The organism is Cryobacterium sp. M91, assembly GCF_002929615.1.
Lineage (GTDB): Bacteria > Actinomycetota > Actinomycetes > Actinomycetales > Microbacteriaceae > Cryobacterium > Cryobacterium levicorallinum.
On sequence record NZ_PJJT01000079.1, the window covers coordinates 94,429 to 112,797 of the forward strand.

Here is an 18,369-nt window from a genome sequence, read left to right on the forward strand (position 1 = left end):
TGCCGACAGCCGCGTGCGTACAAAAAAGGGGCCGGGCCCGAAGGCCCGACCCTTTTTAGGAGATCAGTAGGTGAAAAAGACTACTTGATGATCTTGGTCACCGTGCCGGCGCCGACGGTGCGGCCACCTTCACGGATAGCGAAGCCGAGGCCCTCTTCCATGGCGATCGGCTGAATCAGCGCGACAGTCAGGTCGGTGGTGTCGCCAGGCATAACCATCTCGGTGCCCTCGGGCAGCGTGATGACGCCGGTGACGTCCGTGGTGCGGAAGTAGAACTGCGGGCGGTAGTTCGCGTAGAACGGGTTGTGACGCCCACCCTCGTTCTTGCTGAGGATGTACGCGGTGCCCTCGAAGTCGGTGTGCGGCGTAACCGAACCCGGCTTGACGACGACCTGGCCGCGCTCAACGTCTTCGCGCTTGGTGCCACGAAGAAGAAGTCCACAGTTCTCGCCGGCCCACGCCTCGTCGAGCTGCTTGTGGAACATCTCAATACCGGTAACCGTGGTCTTCTGCGTCGGGCGGATGCCGACGATCTCGACCTCAGAGTTGATCTTGAGGGTTCCACGCTCGGCGCGGCCCGTAACAACGGTGCCACGGCCGGTGATCGTGAAGACGTCCTCGATCGGCATCAAGAACGGCTTGTCCTTGTCGCGGATCGGGTCCGGGATGTACTCGTCAACGGCCTTCATGAGCTCAAGGATGTTGGCGGTCCACTTCTCGTCGCCCTCAAGCGCCTTGAGTGCGGAGACCTGGATAACGGGGGCGTTGTCGCCATCGAAACCCTGGCTGGAGAGAAGTTCACGAACTTCGAGCTCAACGAGCTCCATGATCTCTTCGTCGTCAACCATGTCGGCCTTGTTCAGCGCGACCATGAGGGTCGGCACGCCGACCTGCTTGGCGAGAAGAACGTGCTCACGGGTCTGAGCCATCGGGCCGTCAGTAGCGGCAACCACGAGGATTGCGCCGTCCATCTGAGCAGCACCGGTGATCATGTTCTTGATGTAGTCAGCGTGGCCGGGAGCATCGACGTGAGCATAGTGACGCTTGTCGGTCTCGTACTCAACATGCGAAATGTTGATCGTGATGCCGCGCTGGCGTTCTTCCGGAGCCGAGTCAATCGACGCGAAGTCGCGCTGAACGTTGATCTTGGACGGGAACTTATCGGCAAGAACCTTGGAGATCGCTGCAGTCAGCGTGGTCTTTCCGTGGTCAACGTGACCGATCGTTCCGATGTTTACGTGCGGCTTTGTCCGCTCGAACTTGGCCTTGGCCACTGTGGGTCCTCCTCAGGACTCGCGTGCAAATTCACGGCCGCCGTTATGAGCGGCCGGTATGCGCTGGATGTGTCTACTTATGTTACTCGGGCCAGGTGGCCGAAGCGATTCGGCCCGAAGGCCAGAATAGAGGGCTATTCGCCCTTGTTCTTGTTGATGATCTCGTCGGCAACAGCCTTCGGGACCTCCGCATAGCTCTCGAACGTCATCGAGTACACCGCACGGCCGCTGGTCTTCGACCGCAGGTCACCGATGTATCCGAACATCTCCGACAGTGGAACGTGAGCGCGAATTACCTTCACGCCCTGCGCATCCTCCATGGTCTGGATCTGCCCACGACGCGAGTTGAGGTCTCCGATTACGTCACCCATGTATTCCTCAGGGGTACGAACTTCGACGGCCATCAGCGGCTCGAGCAGAACGGGGTTCGCCTTACGAACGGCTTCTTTGAAGCCCATCGATCCGGCAATCTTGAACGCCATCTCCGAGGAGTCAACGTCGTGCGCAGCGCCGTCAAGCAGGCTGGCTCGAACGCCCACCATCGGGTAGCCGGCCAGGACGCCTACGCGGAGCGCATCCTGAATTCCAGCATCCACCGAGGGGATGTACTCACGCGGGATACGGCCACCAGTGACCTTGTTCAGGAACTCGTACGACTTTTCAGCAGTGATTTCCATCGGCTCGATCGCGATCTGAATCTTCGCGAACTGGCCGGATCCACCGGTCTGCTTCTTGTGCGTGTAGTCGTGACGCTCGACGGCCTTGCGGATCGTCTCGCGGTACGCGACCTGGGGCTTGCCGACGTTCGCCTCAACGTTGAATTCACGCTTCATGCGGTCGACCAGGATGTCCAGGTGAAGTTCACCCATTCCCTTGATTACCGTCTGGCCAGTTTCCTGGTTCTGTTCGGTACGGAAGGTGGGGTCTTCTTCGGCGAGCTTCTGAATGGCAAGGCCCAGCTTTTCCTGGTCCTGCTTGGTCTTCGGCTCAATCGCGACCTCGATAACCGGGTCAGGGAACGTCATGGACTCAAGTACGACCTGGGCGTTCGGGTCGCACAGGGTGTCGCCCGTGGTGGTGTCCTTGAGGCCGATGACCGCGTAGATGTGACCGGCGGTCACGAAGGCCACCGGGTTTTCCTTGTTGGCGTGCATCTGGAAGATCTTGCCGATGCGCTCCTTCTTGCCCTTGGTCGAGTTGATGACCTGGGCTCCGGAGTCGAGACGGCCCGAGTACACGCGAACATAGGTGAGGCGACCGAAGAACGGGTGCACCGCAACCTTGAACGCGAGAGCCGTGAAGGGCTCCTCGGCGTCGGGGTGACGCATGATGACCTTTTCTTCGTCGCGCGGGTCGTGTGCCTCAATGGCAGGCACGTCGAGCGGCGTCGGAAGGTAATCGATGACAGCGTCGAGCATCGGCTGAACGCCGCGGTTCTTGAATGCAGAACCACAGAGAACCGGGTAGATCTCGCTGTTGATGGTGAGCTTGCGAATGGCGCCCTTGATCTCGGCAACCGTCAGCTCTTCGCCGGCGAAGTAACGCTCCATGAGGTCATCGTCGGTTTCGGCAACGGTCTCGAGCAGAAGCTTGCGGTACTCAGCAGCCTTCTCGACGAGGTCGGCGGGGATCTCTTCGATGGCGTACTTCGAGCCCATCTCCACGTCACCCTTGGAGTCGCCACGCCAGGTCAGTGCGCGCATCTGAACGAGGTCAACGACACCCTCGAAGTCAGACTCTGCACCGATCGGCAGCTGGATGACCAGCGGCTTGGCGCCGAGGCGCTTGATGATGGTGTCGACCGTGAAGTAGAAGTCGGCGCCGAGCTTGTCCATCTTGTTGACGAAGCAAATGCGGGGAACGTCGTACTTGTCGGCCTGACGCCACACGGTTTCGGACTGGGGCTCAACGCCCTCCTTGCCGTCGAACACGGCAACAGCACCGTCGAGGACGCGGAGCGAACGCTCCACCTCCACGGTGAAGTCCACGTGTCCGGGGGTGTCGATGATGTTGATCTGGTTGTTGTCCCAGAAACAGGTCGTCGCAGCGGAGGTGATCGTGATGCCACGTTCCTGCTCCTGCGCCATCCAGTCCATCGTCGAGGCGCCGTCGTGGGTCTCGCCGATCTTGTGGTTGACACCCGTGTAGAACAGGATGCGCTCAGTCGTGGTGGTCTTGCCAGCATCAATGTGAGCCATGATGCCGATATTGCGGACCTTACTCAGGTCGGTGAGCACGTCAAGTGCCACGGGGGTCCTCCAGCGGGTAGGGGTGGAAATGCAGAACAGGGCCGTAAGCATCCGCTTCTCAGCTGTGTTCAGGCGCGCGCCGACTATGCCGACACGCGCCTGAACAGCTGATCAGGAATGCTCGATGGAGCTAGCTACCAGCGGTAGTGAGCGAAGGCCTTGTTCGCTTCAGCCATCTTGTGAGTGTCTTCACGACGCTTGACAGCGGCACCGAGGCCGTTGCTCGCGTCGAGGATCTCGTTGGTGAGACGCTCGGTCATGGTCTTCTCGCGACGCGCCTTGGCGTAGCTGGTCAACCAGCGCAGCGCCAGGGTGTTGGCGCGGTGCGGCTTGACCTCAACCGGAACCTGGTAGGTGGAACCACCGACGCGGCGCGAACGCACCTCGAGGGTCGGACGGACGTTGTCGAGTGCCTTCTTCAGCGTGACAACGGCATCCAGCTCGTTCTTGGCGGACACTCCGGCGAGGGCATCGTAAACGATGCGCTCGGCGAGGCCCTTTTTGCCATCGAGAAGGATCTTGTTGACGAGCTGGCTGACGATGGGTGCACCGTAAACCGGGTCGGCAATGACAGGGCGCTTGGGAGCGGGTCCTTTACGGGGCATTACTTCTTCTCCATCTTTGCGCCGTAGCGGCTACGTGCCTGCTTACGGTTCTTGACGGCCTGGGTGTCCAGTGCGCCGCGAATGATTTTGTAACGCACACCGGGGAGGTCCTTAACACGGCCTCCGCGCACGAGCACCATGGAGTGCTCCTGCAGGTTGTGGCCCTCGCCGGGAATGTAGGCGGTGACCTCGGTGCCGTTGGAAAGCTTGACGCGGGCGACCTTGCGAAGAGCCGAGTTCGGCTTCTTCGGGGTGGTGGTGTAGACGCGGGTGCAAACGCCGCGCTGCTGCGGGTTGGACTTCAGGGCGGGAGCCTTGGTCTTGGTGACCTTGGGGCTACGGCCCTTCCTGACCAACTGCTGAATGGTGGGCACTAAATACTCCTTGATATTGCTGCACGGTGACAGCTTTGTGATGGTTAGCATTCGACTTAGCTCTTGCGAGTTAGGTCGAGTTCATCTGGACCCGCTTGAACCCACACGATTGCTCGCGCGTGTTTTGGTGGGTATGCCGTGGGGGCATGGCCTTCGACCAGCCCTACATGTGTGGAATCTCGGCCTGTGCTCTCAGGAGGGCATAATTCAGGCGCACGACAAAGCGCACACCGGGTAATTCTAGCCCGGCGGGGCCTTGACGGTCAAATGGGTTGTGCCCCGCGTCGCAGGTGCCGCCGCGCGCCCCTTCTCCTGCACTTCTACTTCCCGGGCCTGGGCCCGGTCGCTGGGCCCATGATCTATCGTGGGCCCAGTTTCCCGGCCCGGGCCCGGTCGGTATTTGCTTCTCGTATCAGAGCGGATGCGCGGGCTCGGCTAGGGATTGCGCGGCCAGAGCGGGGAGTCGAGGGTGCTGTCGAGGTCGGCGAGCAGGGCCTGCACCTGGGGCTCGACGTGCTCGGCGATCGCGGCGAGCAGGCGAGACTGCTGTTGCCGGAGTTGGGCACAGACCCGGCGGCCGACCTGGGTGGCGAACTCGTCGGCGAGGCCGATTTCTACCCGGAGGGCGGCCTTTTCTTCGGGGGTGAGCGGCGGGAGGCGCTCCTTTGCTGTTTCGTCTGGGTCGTGGTCGGCCTGGGGGTTCCGGCCGGGACCTTGACCGGGTTCGGACTCGAAATCACTGCCCGGGGCGGCAGGCTTGGGGGCCGCAGGCGGTGAGTCGGGGGGTTCCAGGCCGGCGAGCTCGCTGAAGGTGAAGAGGTAGGGCGCATCCGCTGCCGGTTGCGGGTCAAGGTCGAGGCCGCGAAATTCCGGCTCGAGTCCTTCGGCCGGGCGATACGCCTGCGCGGATTGGCGGCGCTCGCTCAGGTTGAGTTCGTGCGCGAGCAGCGGGAGGTTGCGCTCGGTGTATTCATCGACCGATGCGTCGATGACGATCTTCATGTGCATTGAGAGGGCGTGCTGCACGACGTGGGGCACGTCGACGGCAAGTCCGGCCGACGCGATGATCGGCGAGCCGAAGCACTGACGGCAAAGCCGTGCGCGGCCGCGGTGCGTTGCGGGCCGCCACCGGGTGATCCAACGCAGCCAGTTCTCAACCTCATGGTTGACGCGCGATTCGATGGACCCTTCCATACTGCACAAGGGTACTCGACCGGCGTTACCCGCGAGGGGACACGAACGACCCCATCATCGGGGCTCGTTGTCGTCGTCCTTCTGCCAGGGCCACTCGGGAGTGCCGGATCCGTCGGGCTTGGCCAGCAGCACGACGAAGTAGAGAAACGCGATGAGCCAGCCGCAGACCGCGACGGAGATCGCGAAGGGGCTCGTCATCTCGCCGCCGATGAAGATTACCGAGCGAAAGAGTTCGCCGGCGCCGAGGCTGTAGAAGACTCCCCCGAAGACGCAATAGGTCAGGTAGGCAGCGACTCCGGCGAGGAAGATCGGCAGCGGCGGCACCTGGGTGAGGCGCTCGGGCGAGCGCAGCACTGCGGAGAGAATGACCCAGACCAGGGCGAGGACCGCGGTCGTGACCATGAGGGGGCCGAGGAGGGCACCGGCATCCGTTTCGTTGATGACGTCGCGATTGAGCAGCAGGCTGAGCACCCCGAATGACGCCACGATGAGGGCCACATAGAGGACGACCGAAAAGGCCGCCATGGTGATCGCGTACTTTCGGTATTCCCGCATGGCTCTAGCGTAGGCCCGCGGGCGCAGCGCGAGCCGCCGCACACGGTGCAGCGAAGCGGATGCCGCGGCTGGCGTGAAGACCGGGCCCACCCTGTGAACCCAGGCCAAGTTTCTAAACTGGCCCCACGGTCGGGGCCAAAAACAGAACGCTACGGGCGGGTGGGGTGGGGGCCGTCGGCGAGCAGGCGCTCGTACTCGGTGCGGGCCTCAAGGTTGCGGGCGGTGACGCGGCGTCCGCGACGGGCGATCCAGGCGCCGGCCCAGATCGGAACCTCGCGGGCGATGAGTCCGGCGGCGATCGCGCCCGGGTTCAGCCAGAGCGAGGACACGAAGCGACTGAGGTCGGCGGCACCGACCGTGTCGGCCGTTCCATCGAAGACGAGGCCGAGCAGCGCCCCGCCGATGTAAGAGAAGTAGACGACGACGGCGACGATGAATCCGAACAGCACGTACGCCCACCAGCCGCCCCGGTTGACCAGAGCGATCAGTCCGACATAGGCGAGGAAGAAGAACAGGATGGGAATGTAGAAGACCGGCAGTGCGGCAAAGGTGGTGAACCCGGTCACGGTCGCGGCGACGCTGGTGCTGGTCACTCCGATGATGATGAAGGCTGCTGCAGCGTAGAGCAGGGCGAAAACCACCGTGGCGAGCAAGGCGATCAGGATGCCACCGCCCCGGTTGCTGCGCAGGCGCGGCTTGGTCGGCGCCTGCACGTAGATCGGCGACTGGGCTGCGGGCGCGGCGTAAGCCGGAGCAGCAGGCGCCGGCGCGGCGACCGGCACGTCATCGACCGGCACGTCATCGACCGGCACGTCATCGACCGGCACAGTGGAAGCGGCGGCGGGCGTTCCGACAACGAGAAGAGCCGACGGGGTGACCACGGGTTCTGAATCGATGGCCGTGCTCCGGGCCGACACGGTGGCCGCCGGAGTATAGGAGTCGGCGTAGTCGTCGGCGAGGCTCGGGGCGTCAACGTCAGCCGATGCAACCGGCTCGGCCGTCGACATCGGCGACAGGTTGCGAGAGTTCGCCGAAGCGGTCGCGGCATCGGCACGTTCGGCCGCGGTCAGGTTGGCGTTGATGGCGTCATAGTCGATGACGAGGGGCTCCTGCACCGGCTCAGGCGAAGCTGCCTCCGCTGAAAGTACTTCTGCAGGCTCCGGCACGGCATGCCCGCGAGCGGTCTCGTCGGGCGACGCCGTTGCATCCGTTTCAGAATTCTTCTTGCCGTCAAGTGGCGTGTTGTCGCTCATGCTGAACTCCTCGTGGCCTTCGCCGTGACTGGCCTTTATTGTACCAAGGGCACGGCAAATGCCACGGAGACTCGGCGTGCCGCGCCATTATCCAACGGATGTCGTCGCCGCTACCAGCGAATACACCAGTCCAGAGATGGTCGCGTCCACCAAGGTCTCTTCGCCGGAGGCCTGCGCGGTATCGAGCCCGTGCACGAGGAACAACCGGCTCCCGGATTGCAGACTGGCCACGAATTCAAGCACCTGGGCGTAGGTTCCCGTCACGGTGATCTGCAGCGGGAAGGCGGCGAAGTTGCTCTCCGTGATCAGCGCGACGGGCGCTGGCGTTGCAGCCGCCGCGGCCGAAGAAGCCGCCGCAGACGCGCCTTCTGAATCCGGCGCAGCCGACCCCGTAGAAGTCGCAGCCGCCGGAACCTCGGGCAGCAAAGGCACATAGGCCTGCGCCTCGGTCACGGTCATTCCGGTGAGGGTGAGGCCCACCGCCTGGGCCTGGGCGTCGAGCTGGTCAACGAAGGCCGGCATGGCCGAGCCGCTCGGCACGGATTCGGCGAGCGCCTCAGCCGTCGCGGTCAGCGCGTCCAGGTCTTCGAAGTCGTGCTTGAGGCGGGCGAGCAGGGCGACGTGCCCGGCATTCGTACTCTGCACGGCCGCCCGGCTCGCGTCGGCGGCGTTCATGCTGTCCAGCTGCGGCTGCACTCCGAGAAGCACGCCGAGAACGACGATGACGCTCGTCACCAGCACCGAACCGATGAGCCAGAGCTTGTTCTTGTCCATGGCTAGTCCTTTTTCGGCGGGTCGAAGCGGTGCGCGAACGCCACGTCATTGACGTGCATCGTGATGGTAACGGTATAGCTGCCCAAGTTTTGGTCGAGCGAGACCGAGCCCGGCAGCGCGTCGGCAAAGCCGTCGAGCGTACTGAGCGCGTTCAGCCAGGCTGGAATGTCCGGCAGCACGGCGCTCGTCGCGGTGAACGACACGGTCGCCACCCGCAGTCCCTGCAGCGGTGCGGTCGCCTGGGTGTATGCCGCGAGCGGGGTCGCCGAATCCACCTGTACCGTGCCGATCGCGACGCTGCTCGGCAGGGTGCCCTGCACTGCGTCGAGGTAGCCCTTCCAGTCAATTTCAGTCGAGGCGCCCAGCTGCTGCGCCGCCTCGCTCAGCGCGATCTGGTGTTGCAACGACCGCACGGCGAAGTACTTGCCCTGTTCGGTCAGCAGGGTTTCGGTGCGGGCCTGCTCGGTCGCGAGTTTGGTTTGGGCGCTCAGCGCGAGCGCTGTTGACGCGCCGACTCCGAGGGCGACGAGCACGGCGATGCCCGTGACGCCGAGGGCGAGGCTGCGCCGTTGCCGCTGGCCGCGCCGCTCGGCTCGCACCTCCGGCGGCAGCAGGTCGACCCGTTGGTCGCCGCCGATGACGGGCACATCGTCGTTCGAAGCTCGTCTCATGCTGCACGCCCGAGCGCGAGGCCGAGGGCCACGGTGTAGGCGGAGCTGCTCAGCCGCAGCGCTTGAGCATCGATAACGGATGCGAGACCCACCGTTGCGAGCGGATCCCCCCGGGTCACGCCGAGGCGGGTCAATTTCGAGACCGCCTCGGCCAGGCCGGGAAGCTCGGCTCCCCCACCGCTGAGTATGATGGCCGACACTGGATCGCTCGGCCGGGTGTTGGCGAAGTAGCTGAGCGTGTTGACGATGCTGCCGAGCTGGTCGTGCATGGTGTCCGCAATGATGCGGGCGGCGGCCGCCTCGATCGGGCTGGAATCCGGCACTGCGGCGGCGAACAGCACTGCGGCGGCGGACGATTCGGTCGCGGCCGGCAGACCGACGCGCCGTTTCAGCTGCTCGGCGGCGGCGGCATCCGTTTGCAAACCGTCGCTGAGAGCCTGGGTGAGATCGTTGGCTCCGGTGGGGATGATGCGCACGAACTGGGGTACACCGTTGCGGGTGATCACGATGCTCGTGGTCGTCGCGCCGAGGTCGATGACGGCCACGACGCCGTCGATGCCGGGGCGGGTGACCAGCAGGCGGCTGACCGCGAAGGGGATCAGGTCGACGTCGATGGTTCTGAGTCCCGCCAGACGTACCGCGGAGACATTGGCGACGACGGCCGCCTTGACGGCCGCTAGGAGCAGCCCGTTCACGGTTTGGCCGTGCTCGGTCGTCGACTCCGAGATGGGATAGAAGTCGAGCAGTGCGTCGGCGACCGGTACCGGCAGCAGGTCCTGCACCTCGAACGGGAGCGCTTGTCGAATGCGCGCGAGCGACATTTTGGGCACGCTCAGGTCGCGGGCCAGCACGCGCTGGTTGCCCATGCCGAGTACTACCTGGCGGGAACGGAACCCACCGCCAGACCACAGCGCTTTGAGCGCGGCGGCCACCGTATTCGGCTCGATCACCTCGCCGGCGATGACGGCTCCAGGCGGCAGCGACACCTCGTGATAGCGCAGCAGCATCGGCCGGGGCTTGCCGGGACCCCGCACCTCGACGGCGCGCAGGTGCGCGGTGCCGATGTCTATTCCGACGATGCTCTGAGCCACGAGAAGTGCTCCTTATAAATAGGGATGGGTGAACTGACGAGTGGATGCTGGGCGCGGCCGGTCATTACGGAATCGTCGCTCCCCGCGCGGTGAACGCCGAACTCACTTCAACCAGCAGGTTCACGCTGTAGCGGGCCGACACCGGTGAGAGGAATTTGGGCGGCGCAATGTAGCGAAAGCGCGGATCGTAGGTGTAGTTCTTGCTGTACCCGTTGGCGCCGCCGCTGTTGGTCATTCGCACGGAGCCGCGATATTTCTGGGCGAGCGACCCGTTGATGGTCAGCACGCCCTGATTGCCGCCGCGATCGTAGTTCTGCACCTGAATGGTGTGGTCGAGCGAGAGCATGGCCGCGTCGATGCGCCGATTGTCAGGCAGGATGGCGCCACCTTCACCGAGGCCAACCCCCGGGCAAACCTCCCCATGCGTACTGTCGCAGTACGGGTTCCAAACCCAGATGGCATTCTGCGCGACCAGCCCGAGCACGTCGGTGGATGCATCCGAATAAATGATGTCGCCGGTGACGTAGAGAAAGTTGTCGGTGGCGATGGTCATCGTGCCGTCCAGGGTGCCCATCACGAAGGCATCCCCCTTGCGGCAGTCATAGGACCGGGCGCTTGGCGCGGTTTCATGCGTCACGGGAAAGCCGATACCGTTGCCGACGGAGCAGGTGGCCGCGCTTTGGCCGCTGGGCCAGTCGGTGCTGCTCATATAGTTCGGATCAGTGACGACGCCCGGAACGCTCTGGACAAAGAGCAGGTTCGCGTTCAACACCGGGACGGTGGCGCCGGCCGTCGAGCCAAGCTGGCCATTGGCCGTTCCCGGCAGGCCGCAGGCCGCCGGCGTGCTGCCCGACGTCGCCGGGTCCCCGACGATGCGGGTCTTCTTGGTCCAGGGCGAACGGATGGTCATGGTGCCCGAGCTGTTCAGTACGATGCTGGTCGGGCCGGTGTAGAGGCAACCCGGAGCGTCGATACCGGCGTCCGTCCGGGTTTCCTGCTTGAGCTGCATGTTGGTAGCCGGCATCGCGATGACCGGGCTGGTCGTCGGCTGGCCGCCGTTGAAAACCTGCCCAGAGCAGTCGCTGCCGTCGGAGGCTTTCTTGAGGTAATTCGCACCGGGCGCTCCCGGATCGCCCGTCGTGATCGTGCCGTTGAACGTGGCCCCGCAGATGCGCATGGTGTCGTTGGAGTGCGCCGGACCGTTGACGACGTCGCTGCTGCCGAAGGCGATGTCGCCGCACACGCTCGTGCCGCCGGAGGGCATCGGCCGACCGGCCCAGGCGTAGGTGTCGGCGCAGCCGGACGTCGTGATTCCGCTCTGCGCCGGGTCCTGCATCTCATACACGGTGAAGTAGAGGTAGTCGATGAAGCCGTCCTGCCGGATATTGGCGACGATGCTGCGGGCCACGGCTCCCACCCGCCCGGTGGAGCGGATGCGCAACACTCCCGACGACGCATAGGCCGCGTTGTCGACCTCGTAGCGGAAAGACGCGGTGCCGTCGCTGCCGGTGACGGTGTCCCAGGCGCCGTCGGTGCCGAGGCCGAATGCCGGGTTCTCGGTGGCCGCCGAGGGCGCAGTGACTGTGCTGCCCGCGCTGAAGCTTGCCGCCGGGTTGCCGAACCGGTAGTAGGTGTTGTCGTTGGCGAGGCGGCTTTCGTAGTCGGCCACACCGGCATAGGCGGCGGCCATGGCGCCGTTCCAGTTCTGGTCGCTCGAGGCTTTGAGGCTGCCGCTGACGGAGAACGTCATCGCGGTAGCGATGAGGGTGAGCAGCAGCAGGCCGAGGCCGATCACGACGACGAGGGCGGCGCCGCGTTCGTCCGGTTCTCGGCGGATGAGGCGACGAAAGACGCTCAGCAACGCGAATCGCTTTCGGGGCGTCCAGGTGCTCCGGCGCCGGGAGGGGCGCCAGAACGGGTAGGCGCTCATGACGCCCCCGCCGCGACGGCAACGTTGGGCATGCCGACGGTATTGTGCAGGGTGACCGCGCTGCGGGCATCCGTCACGGTGGCCTGCACCGTGAGATTCACCGAAACGGATGCGACGCTGCGTAGCTCGGTACTGGTGAGCAGCCTGCCGTCGCCCCCCGAGCCGAGCAGAGGCAGGCCGGCGGCGTCACGGTAGCCGAACAGAAATGTGCCGGGGTCGCCCGGCGCCACGGTTTCGGCGATGATGCGCGACGATTCCGGCTCGCCGGAAAACCCGAAATACCCGCCGCTGAGGGCGGTGGCTGCCCAGCGGGTCTCGACCAGTCGCCGGTCGGCGTCGAGGGACAGGCGAATCTTCACCGGCTGTTGGGTGGGCATGCCGAGGTTGACGTAGGCATAGAGGATCACCACTTCCGGGGTCGCTTCGACGAGGGCCGGGTCGGGCAGCGGATGCCCGGACACCGGGTTCTCGGTGGCCGCACGGATGACCCGGGCGACCTCGTTCATGCCGTTGGACACCTGCCGGGTGTTCGCGGTGAGCAGCTTGGCCTGGCCGAGCGAGCGGGAGGCGCTCAGATAGAGGCTCGAGATCATGGTCATGAACACGCCGAGCAGCAGCATCGCCACGAGCAGCTCGACCAGCGACAGACCGGCCTCGTTGGTGCGGGACGGCATCATGGCGCCACCGCTCGCGGGTCGAGGGTGACGACGCCGCCGGCGGCCACGCCCCGGGTGAGCACGGCGAGGTTTGCAGCGGGCACGGGCGTCGTCTCGGAGCCGCTGGCGGCACCGGAGAAGAAGGTCCAGGAGCCAAACGGCAGGCCGAGTTGGGTCGTGGCGTCGGCGGGGAGCTGCCCGAAGTTGTAGGTCGTGGCGACTCCGCAGCCCGGATCTCCGCTGCCGGCCGGGGCGGTCGTCGTCTCGGCCCGCAAGAATTGCCCGGCCAGGCCGGTCACGGACAGCACGCCGAGCGGCACGTCGACGGTGGCACTGCCGCCGGGAAGGATACCGATGGAGGCGGCCGCGGTGCCGATGGCCCCATCGGCGGCCGCGGTGGTCCAGGCAGCAGGGTCGACCGATACGCAGCCGGGGGCGACCGGGGTAGCCGCTATGAAACGGCCGGCGAGGACCTCATAGCCGAACGGGTGCAGTCGAAAGGTCTGCACGTTCGCGCTGCTCGGGTTGACAGCTGCGTAGGGCTCGTACGCGCTGCGAAAGGTGGTGCTCAGGTTGCTCGGCAGCAGCGTCGTGCCCTCCGAATAGTTGGTGCCGTAGTGGGCCGTGACCGTTCCGGCCAGATCGTAGGCGAAGGCGACGGATGCCGCTCGTCCGGCCGCGACGCCGACCGTCTGCGCCCCGCTGGTCGCCTGATTTTTGTCGACGAAGTTGGGGCGGGAGACGGTGACGTCATAGGTGCCGGGCTGCACCTTGAGCAGATAACTGCAACCCTCGGCATCCGTTGCCGCTGGTGCCTCGCTGAGCATCGCAGCGCCGTTCGGGACGACACCCGGCGCTGCGGAGATGGCCACGCCGGCGGCGCCGCTGCCGGAGGCGGTCAGCACCGACACGAGGATGGTGCCGAGTGCTGGATCGTTGATGCGGCTGCCGGGGGCGAGTGCGCTGTCGGCGCGCACGACCGGAGTCGTGGCGCGCATGCTATCCCAGGTGACGGTGACGTTGACGCGGCGGTAACGCAGCTGGCCGCCGCCGGAACCGCAGTTGCCGTCGGCACCGGTGGTGGTTTCCCAGTCGGTGGAGCGGTGCAGGGTGAAGGTCGTGCCGTTTTGTACGACCGTGCTGGTGCTTTCGAGCACGGCGAATACGTTTCCGGCCGAGCGGGCGAGGTCGATCTCCTGCGCGGCCAGGTTGACGGCCGATTCGCGGGACCGTGCGTCGTTGCCGAGATAGAGGGAGGTGACGAGTCCGTAGCCGACACCGACGGCGATAATGGCGAAGATCAGCATGGCCACGAGCACTTCGATGAGACTGACGCCGTCGTCGTTTCGGGCGAGGCGGCGGCCCAGGCTGAGCTGTTTTGGAGCGTGCACGAGGGCCTCCTTCGCGAGAATCAGGTCGAGGTGTTGCAGAACCGGGTGGCCGGGGCGGCCCGAAGGGGTGGCCCCGGCTCACGCCGGTGGGGCTGTTACTCGAAGACGCAACCGGTCGGTGCTGCGTCCGTTGCATCGTTGGTGATACCCAGGAGGTCGGTCACGTAGAACTTCGCTGCTGTCGAGCTCGTGGCGCCGATGCAGAATGTGGGATCGCCAGTTGCCGCGACTGTGAGTACTTTGTATCCGATCGACTCAGTGTTGGGGCCGTCGGTGTAGCCATAATTGACAATGCCCGGCATAGAAGCAATCGCAGTGGCGTCGTCCACCATCTCACCGGCTTCCGTCTGCAGCGCGATGATCGCGGTCTTGGCGTTGGCGAGGTCGCTCTTGACGCTTGCGTCCTTGGCGTTGTTCTGCACGCCGAGGTACACCGGGATGGCGATGGCGGCGAGGATGCCGATGATGATTACGACGACGAGCAGCTCGATCAACGTGAACCCTTTCTGGTTCTCGGTGAAGCGTGCGCGGCGCTGGTTCAGTGAAGCGAGCAGGCGAATAATCATGGTGTGTCCATTCGGGTTGGAAGTGGGCCGTACAAAGCGAGCCGGGTAAGGGCTCGTGGTTCCGTGTTTCTTACGTGCTGTGTTTCTTGGCGACCGAGGGTGCGATCGGAGCTTCAGATTAGGGGGCCATTTTTCTTCCGCACGACCCACAAGTGAGGGTGATTTTGGGTATTACCCACCCCCACAACGGGATCGTTCGCACTCCGCGGGCACACCAAACGCCCCACACCGCGGGTCGAGAAGCCGGCACGCTTTACGCCAGCGTCTCGACCCGCGAGGCGGGGTCGAGGGCAGTGCTGGCTTACTTGATCATGCTGGCGATGCTGAAGATGGGCAGGTAGAGGGCGATCACCATGCCGCCGATGACGACGCCGAGAAAGGCGATCAGCAGCGGTTCGATCATGGCGGTGAGCTGCTCGGTGGCAGATTGCACCTCCTGGTCGTAGAAGTCGGCGATCTTGTCGAGCATCAACTCGAGCGTTCCGGCATCCTCTCCTACGGCGATCATCTGCACGACCATGGCCGGAAAGACCGGGTGTTCGAGCAGCGGCTCCGAGACGGACTTTCCGCGCCGCACCGCCTCGCCGACCTCGGTCAACGCATTTTCGATGGCCCAGTTGCCGCTGGTCTCCCCCACGATCTTCAGCGCCTGCAAAATGGGGACGCCGGCGCCGAGCATGTTGGAGAAGTTGCGGCTGAACCGTGCCACCGCGATCTTCTTGAGCAGCAACCCGAACACCGGCAGTTTCAGCCGCAACGGGTCGAGTCGACGGCGCACGGCCTCGGTGTGTTTGTTGCGTCGCCACCAGAGGGCGAAGGCGACGCCGAGCACCGCGCCGATCGGTACAACGTAGATCATCGATTCCGAGAGGGTGACGAGTAGTTGGGTGGGCAGCGGCAGGGCGCCGCCCAGGCCGGTGAACATGTCTTGAAAGATCGGCACGATGAAGATCAGCATGATCAGCACGGCGGCGAACGACATTGCCAGCACGATCACCGGGTAGGTCATCGCCGACTTGATGGTGCCGCGCAGCTTGACCTCCTTCTCGAAGTTCTCGGCGATCGAGTTCAGCGCGCCGTCGAGAAAGCCGCCGGTCTCACCGGCGCGAACCATGTTCACCATGATCGGCGGAAAGGTCAGCGGATGCTTCGCGAGCGACTCCGAGATCGACTGCCCGGCTTCGACGTCGTCGCGGACCAGGGCGAGCACAGCCGCGAGGGGTTTACTCTCGGTCTGCTCGGTGAGGATGCTCAGGGCGCGCAGCAGCGACAGCCCGGCCCCGATCATGGTGGCGAACTGCCGGCTCATGATGGCGAGGTCCTTCAGGCGCACTCCGCGCGCGAAGACCGACAGAGTCAGTGACCGCCCGAGCCCGGTTCCCGGCACGACCGGGGCGATCGAGATGGGGGCGATACCCAGGGTGTTCAGCCGGGACGCCACCTGGGACTCACTCAGGGCATCGAGTTGCCCCTTCACGTTCTTGCCGGCGGTGTCCCGCCCGGTGTAAGAAAAAGCGACGGCGGTCGACATCAGCTCGCCGACCGGGCGAGGTCAGCGGTCGCAGCGGTCGGGCTGTCCGCCGCGGCCACGCCGTTCGCGCCGGGCAGGCCGGCCGCCGCCTCACGAAAGCTGGTCTGCCTAAAGCTGGGCTCGACAAACGGCTTCTCCGCAAATCCAGACGGCGCAAATCCCGCCGGCGCAAGTCCAGCCGCAGCGAAACCGGCCTCCACGAAGCCCGGATCGGCGGCGAACGAGAAGCCGCCGGTCTGTCCTGGCGTGTCGCTGCGACGAATGAGTTTCTCGAGTCCCACGGCGTTTTGGGCCTTCTCCAGCGCGGCCTGGCGCGTGACCTGTCCTCTGTTCACGAGTTCGGCGAGGTGCTGATCCAGGGTGTGCATGCCACGCTCGCGCCCGGTTTGCATCATCGATTCGATCTGGTGTGTCTTGCCCTCGCGAATGAGGTTGGCGATCGCCGGAGTCGTCACGAGATTCTCGGTGGCCGCCACACGCCCGATGCCGGTCGCCGACTTGACCAGGGCCTGGCAGATCACTCCCTGCAGCGTCTGGGCCAGTTGCGCGCGCACCTGGTTTTGCTGGTGCGGCGGAAAAACATCCACGATGCGGTCGACGGTCTGGGCCGCGCTCTGCGTGTGCAGGGTCGCGAAGACGAGATGCCCGGTCTCGGCGGCGGTCAGCGCCACCTGAATTGTCTCGAGATCCCGCAGCTCGCCGATCAAAATCACGTCGGGGTCCTGCCGCAACACGTGCTTCAAAGCGGATGCGAAACTGGCCGTATCCGCTCCCACCTCGCGCTGGGTCACCACTGACTTCTTGTGCGCGTGCAGAAACTCAATTGGATCCTCCACGGTCACGATATGGTCGGCCCGCGTGCTGTTGACGAGGTCGACGAGCGCGGCGAGGGTGGTCGACTTTCCCGAGCCGGTCGGCCCCGCCACGAGCACGAGCCCGCGGGGAAGCTGCGCGAACTCGGCCACGGACTCGGGGATACCGAGCGACTTGAGGTCTTGGATCTCGCTCGGAATCAGTCGAAAGGCCGCCCCGGGCGTTCCCCGCTGCTGGTGCACATTGACCCGAAACCGGCTGGCTTTCCGGCCTGCGCCGTGCAGCGTGTAGGCGAAGTCCAGCTCGTGATCGCGGTCGAAGATGTTCTGCTGCGGGGCAGAGAGGATGCTGCGGATCGCCCGGCTCGCCTTCTCCGCCGACCAGATCGGCGCATTGTCGATCGAGCCCAGACCCCCGTCCCGGCGGATCTTCGGCGGGGACCCCACGGTGACGTGCAGGTCGGAACCGTGCTGCGCGACGACACACTCGAGCGCCGCGAGCAGGTCAGCGTCGATCGGACCGAGCGCTTTATCGGCCGGCTCGAGCGGGTGCACCGGCTGAGGCTGGTCGGCGGATGGCAACGGTGGCTCCTCGTCGAACGGCGCGGCATGGACGTGGCGCTGCTCCGGCACTGTGCCGGTCGTGGCGTCGGCGAGTGACCGGGTGCGGGCACGGAGCTGGGGCAGCACCTGCACCTCACCGGGGCGGCTCTCGTCCAGCGCATCGCGGGCCGAAACGGGGTGCCAGTCGATGGCGTCGCTCGCCGCGGGGGTCTCGTGCCTGCCCGCATTGTCGGTCGGCGACGGGGGCATTTTCGGGTCGTCCATGGGATCCTTCTCGCAAAGCAATGGCGTCGGGTACTGATTGCCGCGAAAGACACGGCCGCGCTGGTTGTTCGGGGCAAGACGACCGGTCATCGAGGGTGCGGTGACCGAGGCTGGCAGGCTTGGCGCTACGAGGGTAAGTCGTGTTCGCCGAGGTCTACGTAAGCCGTAACGCTAACGACGCGACTGCCGGCTCGGTAGTCCCGCGATCTGGGGGTCTGCACCCGGTATGTCACTGTTTTCCCGATCTCTCGCTGAGCGCCGCAGCGTTCAGCGGACTCTCGCTGAGCGCCGCAGCGTTCAGTGGACTCTCGCTGAGCGCCGCAGCGTTCAGTGGACTCTCGCTGTGCGCCGAGACTCTTGCCCTGCCGCCCCGCAGTGTCCGTGGGGCCTCGTCCTGCTCCATGCCCCCCTTGCCGCGTTTCACACCCTGCACTTTGTCCCGGGCCCGGTCCCGGGCCCGGGCCCGGGCCCGAACAGCGGGCCCACGATAGATCATGGGCCCGCTGTTCGCAATATGGGCCCGGCGTGCCCGCGCACGCTGTTTGTGGATCGGGACGCCATTCCAATCGCCCGAATCTGCCCTGCATAAAATGGTGACAGAGTTTCGATAGTTAT

16 protein-coding genes are annotated in these 18,369 nt (G+C 65.1%); all 16 read right to left on the bottom strand.

Features of this window, described 5'->3' with window-relative positions; all coding sequences use genetic code 11:
- Positions 1 to 80: 80 nt before the first annotated feature.
- On the bottom strand, positions 81 to 1,274 hold the full coding sequence (gene tuf, locus CXY80_RS06970) for an elongation factor Tu (RefSeq protein WP_092451161.1): 1,194 nt from the start codon (positions 1,272 to 1,274) through the stop codon (positions 81 to 83).
- Positions 1,275 to 1,408: 134 nt separating this feature from the next.
- Complete coding sequence (gene fusA / locus CXY80_RS06975; RefSeq protein WP_092451163.1) at positions 1,409 to 3,523, bottom strand: elongation factor G; 2,115 nt, start codon at positions 3,521 to 3,523, stop codon at positions 1,409 to 1,411.
- Positions 3,524 to 3,657: 134 nt separating this feature from the next.
- Positions 3,658 to 4,128, bottom strand: a complete 471-nt coding sequence (gene rpsG / locus CXY80_RS06980) for a 30S ribosomal protein S7 (protein ID WP_092107221.1) — start codon at positions 4,126 to 4,128, stop codon at positions 3,658 to 3,660.
- Positions 4,128 to 4,502, bottom strand: coding sequence for a 30S ribosomal protein S12 (rpsL, locus tag CXY80_RS06985; RefSeq protein WP_035834602.1), 375 nt, complete (start codon positions 4,500 to 4,502; stop codon positions 4,128 to 4,130). Before rpsL ends, rpsG begins: the two co-directional genes overlap by 1 nt.
- Before the next feature lie 435 nt (positions 4,503 to 4,937).
- Positions 4,938 to 5,696 (bottom strand): spermidine/putrescine ABC transporter substrate-binding protein, encoded by a 759-nt coding sequence (locus CXY80_RS06990; RefSeq protein WP_104132057.1) that lies wholly within the window; start codon positions 5,694 to 5,696, stop codon positions 4,938 to 4,940.
- A gap of 54 nt (positions 5,697 to 5,750) precedes the next feature.
- The gene (locus tag CXY80_RS06995; protein ID WP_158251591.1) at positions 5,751 to 6,359 is read right to left on the bottom strand and encodes a DUF6121 family protein; all 609 of its coding nucleotides are present in this window, start codon (positions 6,357 to 6,359) and stop codon (positions 5,751 to 5,753) included.
- A 41-nt stretch (positions 6,360 to 6,400) separates the two neighbouring features.
- Positions 6,401 to 7,504 (bottom strand): hypothetical protein, encoded by a 1,104-nt coding sequence (locus CXY80_RS07000; protein WP_104132059.1) that lies wholly within the window; start codon positions 7,502 to 7,504, stop codon positions 6,401 to 6,403.
- Between the two features lie 87 nt (positions 7,505 to 7,591).
- Complete coding sequence (gene pilO / locus CXY80_RS07005; protein WP_104132060.1) at positions 7,592 to 8,278, bottom strand: type 4a pilus biogenesis protein PilO; 687 nt, start codon at positions 8,276 to 8,278, stop codon at positions 7,592 to 7,594.
- A 2-nt stretch (positions 8,279 to 8,280) separates the two neighbouring features.
- Positions 8,281 to 8,949 carry a hypothetical protein gene (locus tag CXY80_RS07010; protein WP_104132061.1) on the bottom strand — a complete coding sequence of 223 codons (669 nt, stop codon included), beginning with the start codon at positions 8,947 to 8,949 and terminating at the stop codon, positions 8,281 to 8,283.
- On the bottom strand, positions 8,946 to 10,040 hold the full coding sequence (gene pilM / locus CXY80_RS07015; RefSeq protein ID WP_104132062.1) for a type IV pilus assembly protein PilM: 1,095 nt from the start codon (positions 10,038 to 10,040) through the stop codon (positions 8,946 to 8,948). The genes CXY80_RS07010 and pilM overlap by 4 nt, the downstream gene beginning before the upstream one ends.
- Before the next feature lie 64 nt (positions 10,041 to 10,104).
- The gene (locus CXY80_RS07020) at positions 10,105 to 11,970 is read right to left on the bottom strand and encodes a hypothetical protein (RefSeq protein WP_233195093.1); all 1,866 of its coding nucleotides are present in this window, start codon (positions 11,968 to 11,970) and stop codon (positions 10,105 to 10,107) included.
- Positions 11,967 to 12,647, bottom strand: coding sequence for a type II secretion system protein J (locus CXY80_RS07025; RefSeq protein WP_104132063.1), 681 nt, complete (start codon positions 12,645 to 12,647; stop codon positions 11,967 to 11,969). Before CXY80_RS07025 ends, CXY80_RS07020 begins: the two co-directional genes overlap by 4 nt.
- A complete protein-coding gene (locus tag CXY80_RS07030) occupies positions 12,644 to 14,017 on the bottom strand; it encodes a prepilin-type N-terminal cleavage/methylation domain-containing protein (protein WP_158251592.1) in 1,374 nt (457 codons plus the stop codon). The genes CXY80_RS07025 and CXY80_RS07030 overlap by 4 nt, the downstream gene beginning before the upstream one ends.
- A 95-nt stretch (positions 14,018 to 14,112) precedes the next feature.
- Entirely contained in the window at positions 14,113 to 14,583 is a 471-nt protein-coding gene (locus tag CXY80_RS20520) for a type II secretion system protein (protein ID WP_092451179.1), read from the bottom strand.
- A 301-nt stretch (positions 14,584 to 14,884) separates the two neighbouring features.
- Entirely contained in the window at positions 14,885 to 16,114 is a 1,230-nt protein-coding gene (locus tag CXY80_RS07040) for a type II secretion system F family protein (RefSeq protein ID WP_158251593.1), read from the bottom strand.
- The gene (locus CXY80_RS20070; protein ID WP_304466171.1) at positions 16,114 to 17,754 is read right to left on the bottom strand and encodes a type IV pilus twitching motility protein PilT; all 1,641 of its coding nucleotides are present in this window, start codon (positions 17,752 to 17,754) and stop codon (positions 16,114 to 16,116) included. The genes CXY80_RS07040 and CXY80_RS20070 overlap by 1 nt, the downstream gene beginning before the upstream one ends.
- Positions 17,755 to 18,369 lie beyond the last annotated feature (615 nt).

Bases quoted from the DNA above. Each gene is read 5' to 3' on its own strand.
- CXY80_RS06990 (WP_104132057.1), bottom strand. From the start codon at position 5,696: ATGGAAGGGTCCATCGAATCGCGCGTCAACCATGAGGTTGAGAACTGG.
- CXY80_RS07000 (WP_104132059.1), bottom strand. From the start codon at position 7,504: ATGAGCGACAACACGCCACTTGACGGCAAGAAGAATTCTGAAACGGAT.
- rpsG (WP_092107221.1), bottom strand. From the start codon at position 4,128: ATGCCCCGTAAAGGACCCGCTCCCAAGCGCCCTGTCATTGCCGACCCG.
- pilO (WP_104132060.1), bottom strand. From the start codon at position 8,278: ATGGACAAGAACAAGCTCTGGCTCATCGGTTCGGTGCTGGTGACGAGC.
- CXY80_RS07040 (WP_158251593.1), bottom strand. From the start codon at position 16,114: ATGTCGACCGCCGTCGCTTTTTCTTACACCGGGCGGGACACCGCCGGC.
- CXY80_RS20070 (WP_304466171.1), bottom strand. From the start codon at position 17,754: ATGGACGACCCGAAAATGCCCCCGTCGCCGACCGACAATGCGGGCAGG.
- CXY80_RS07010 (WP_104132061.1), bottom strand. From the start codon at position 8,949: ATGAGACGAGCTTCGAACGACGATGTGCCCGTCATCGGCGGCGACCAA.
- CXY80_RS07020 (WP_233195093.1), bottom strand. From the start codon at position 11,970: ATGAGCGCCTACCCGTTCTGGCGCCCCTCCCGGCGCCGGAGCACCTGG.
- CXY80_RS20520 (WP_092451179.1), bottom strand. From the start codon at position 14,583: ATGATTATTCGCCTGCTCGCTTCACTGAACCAGCGCCGCGCACGCTTC.
- CXY80_RS07025 (WP_104132063.1), bottom strand. From the start codon at position 12,647: ATGATGCCGTCCCGCACCAACGAGGCCGGTCTGTCGCTGGTCGAGCTG.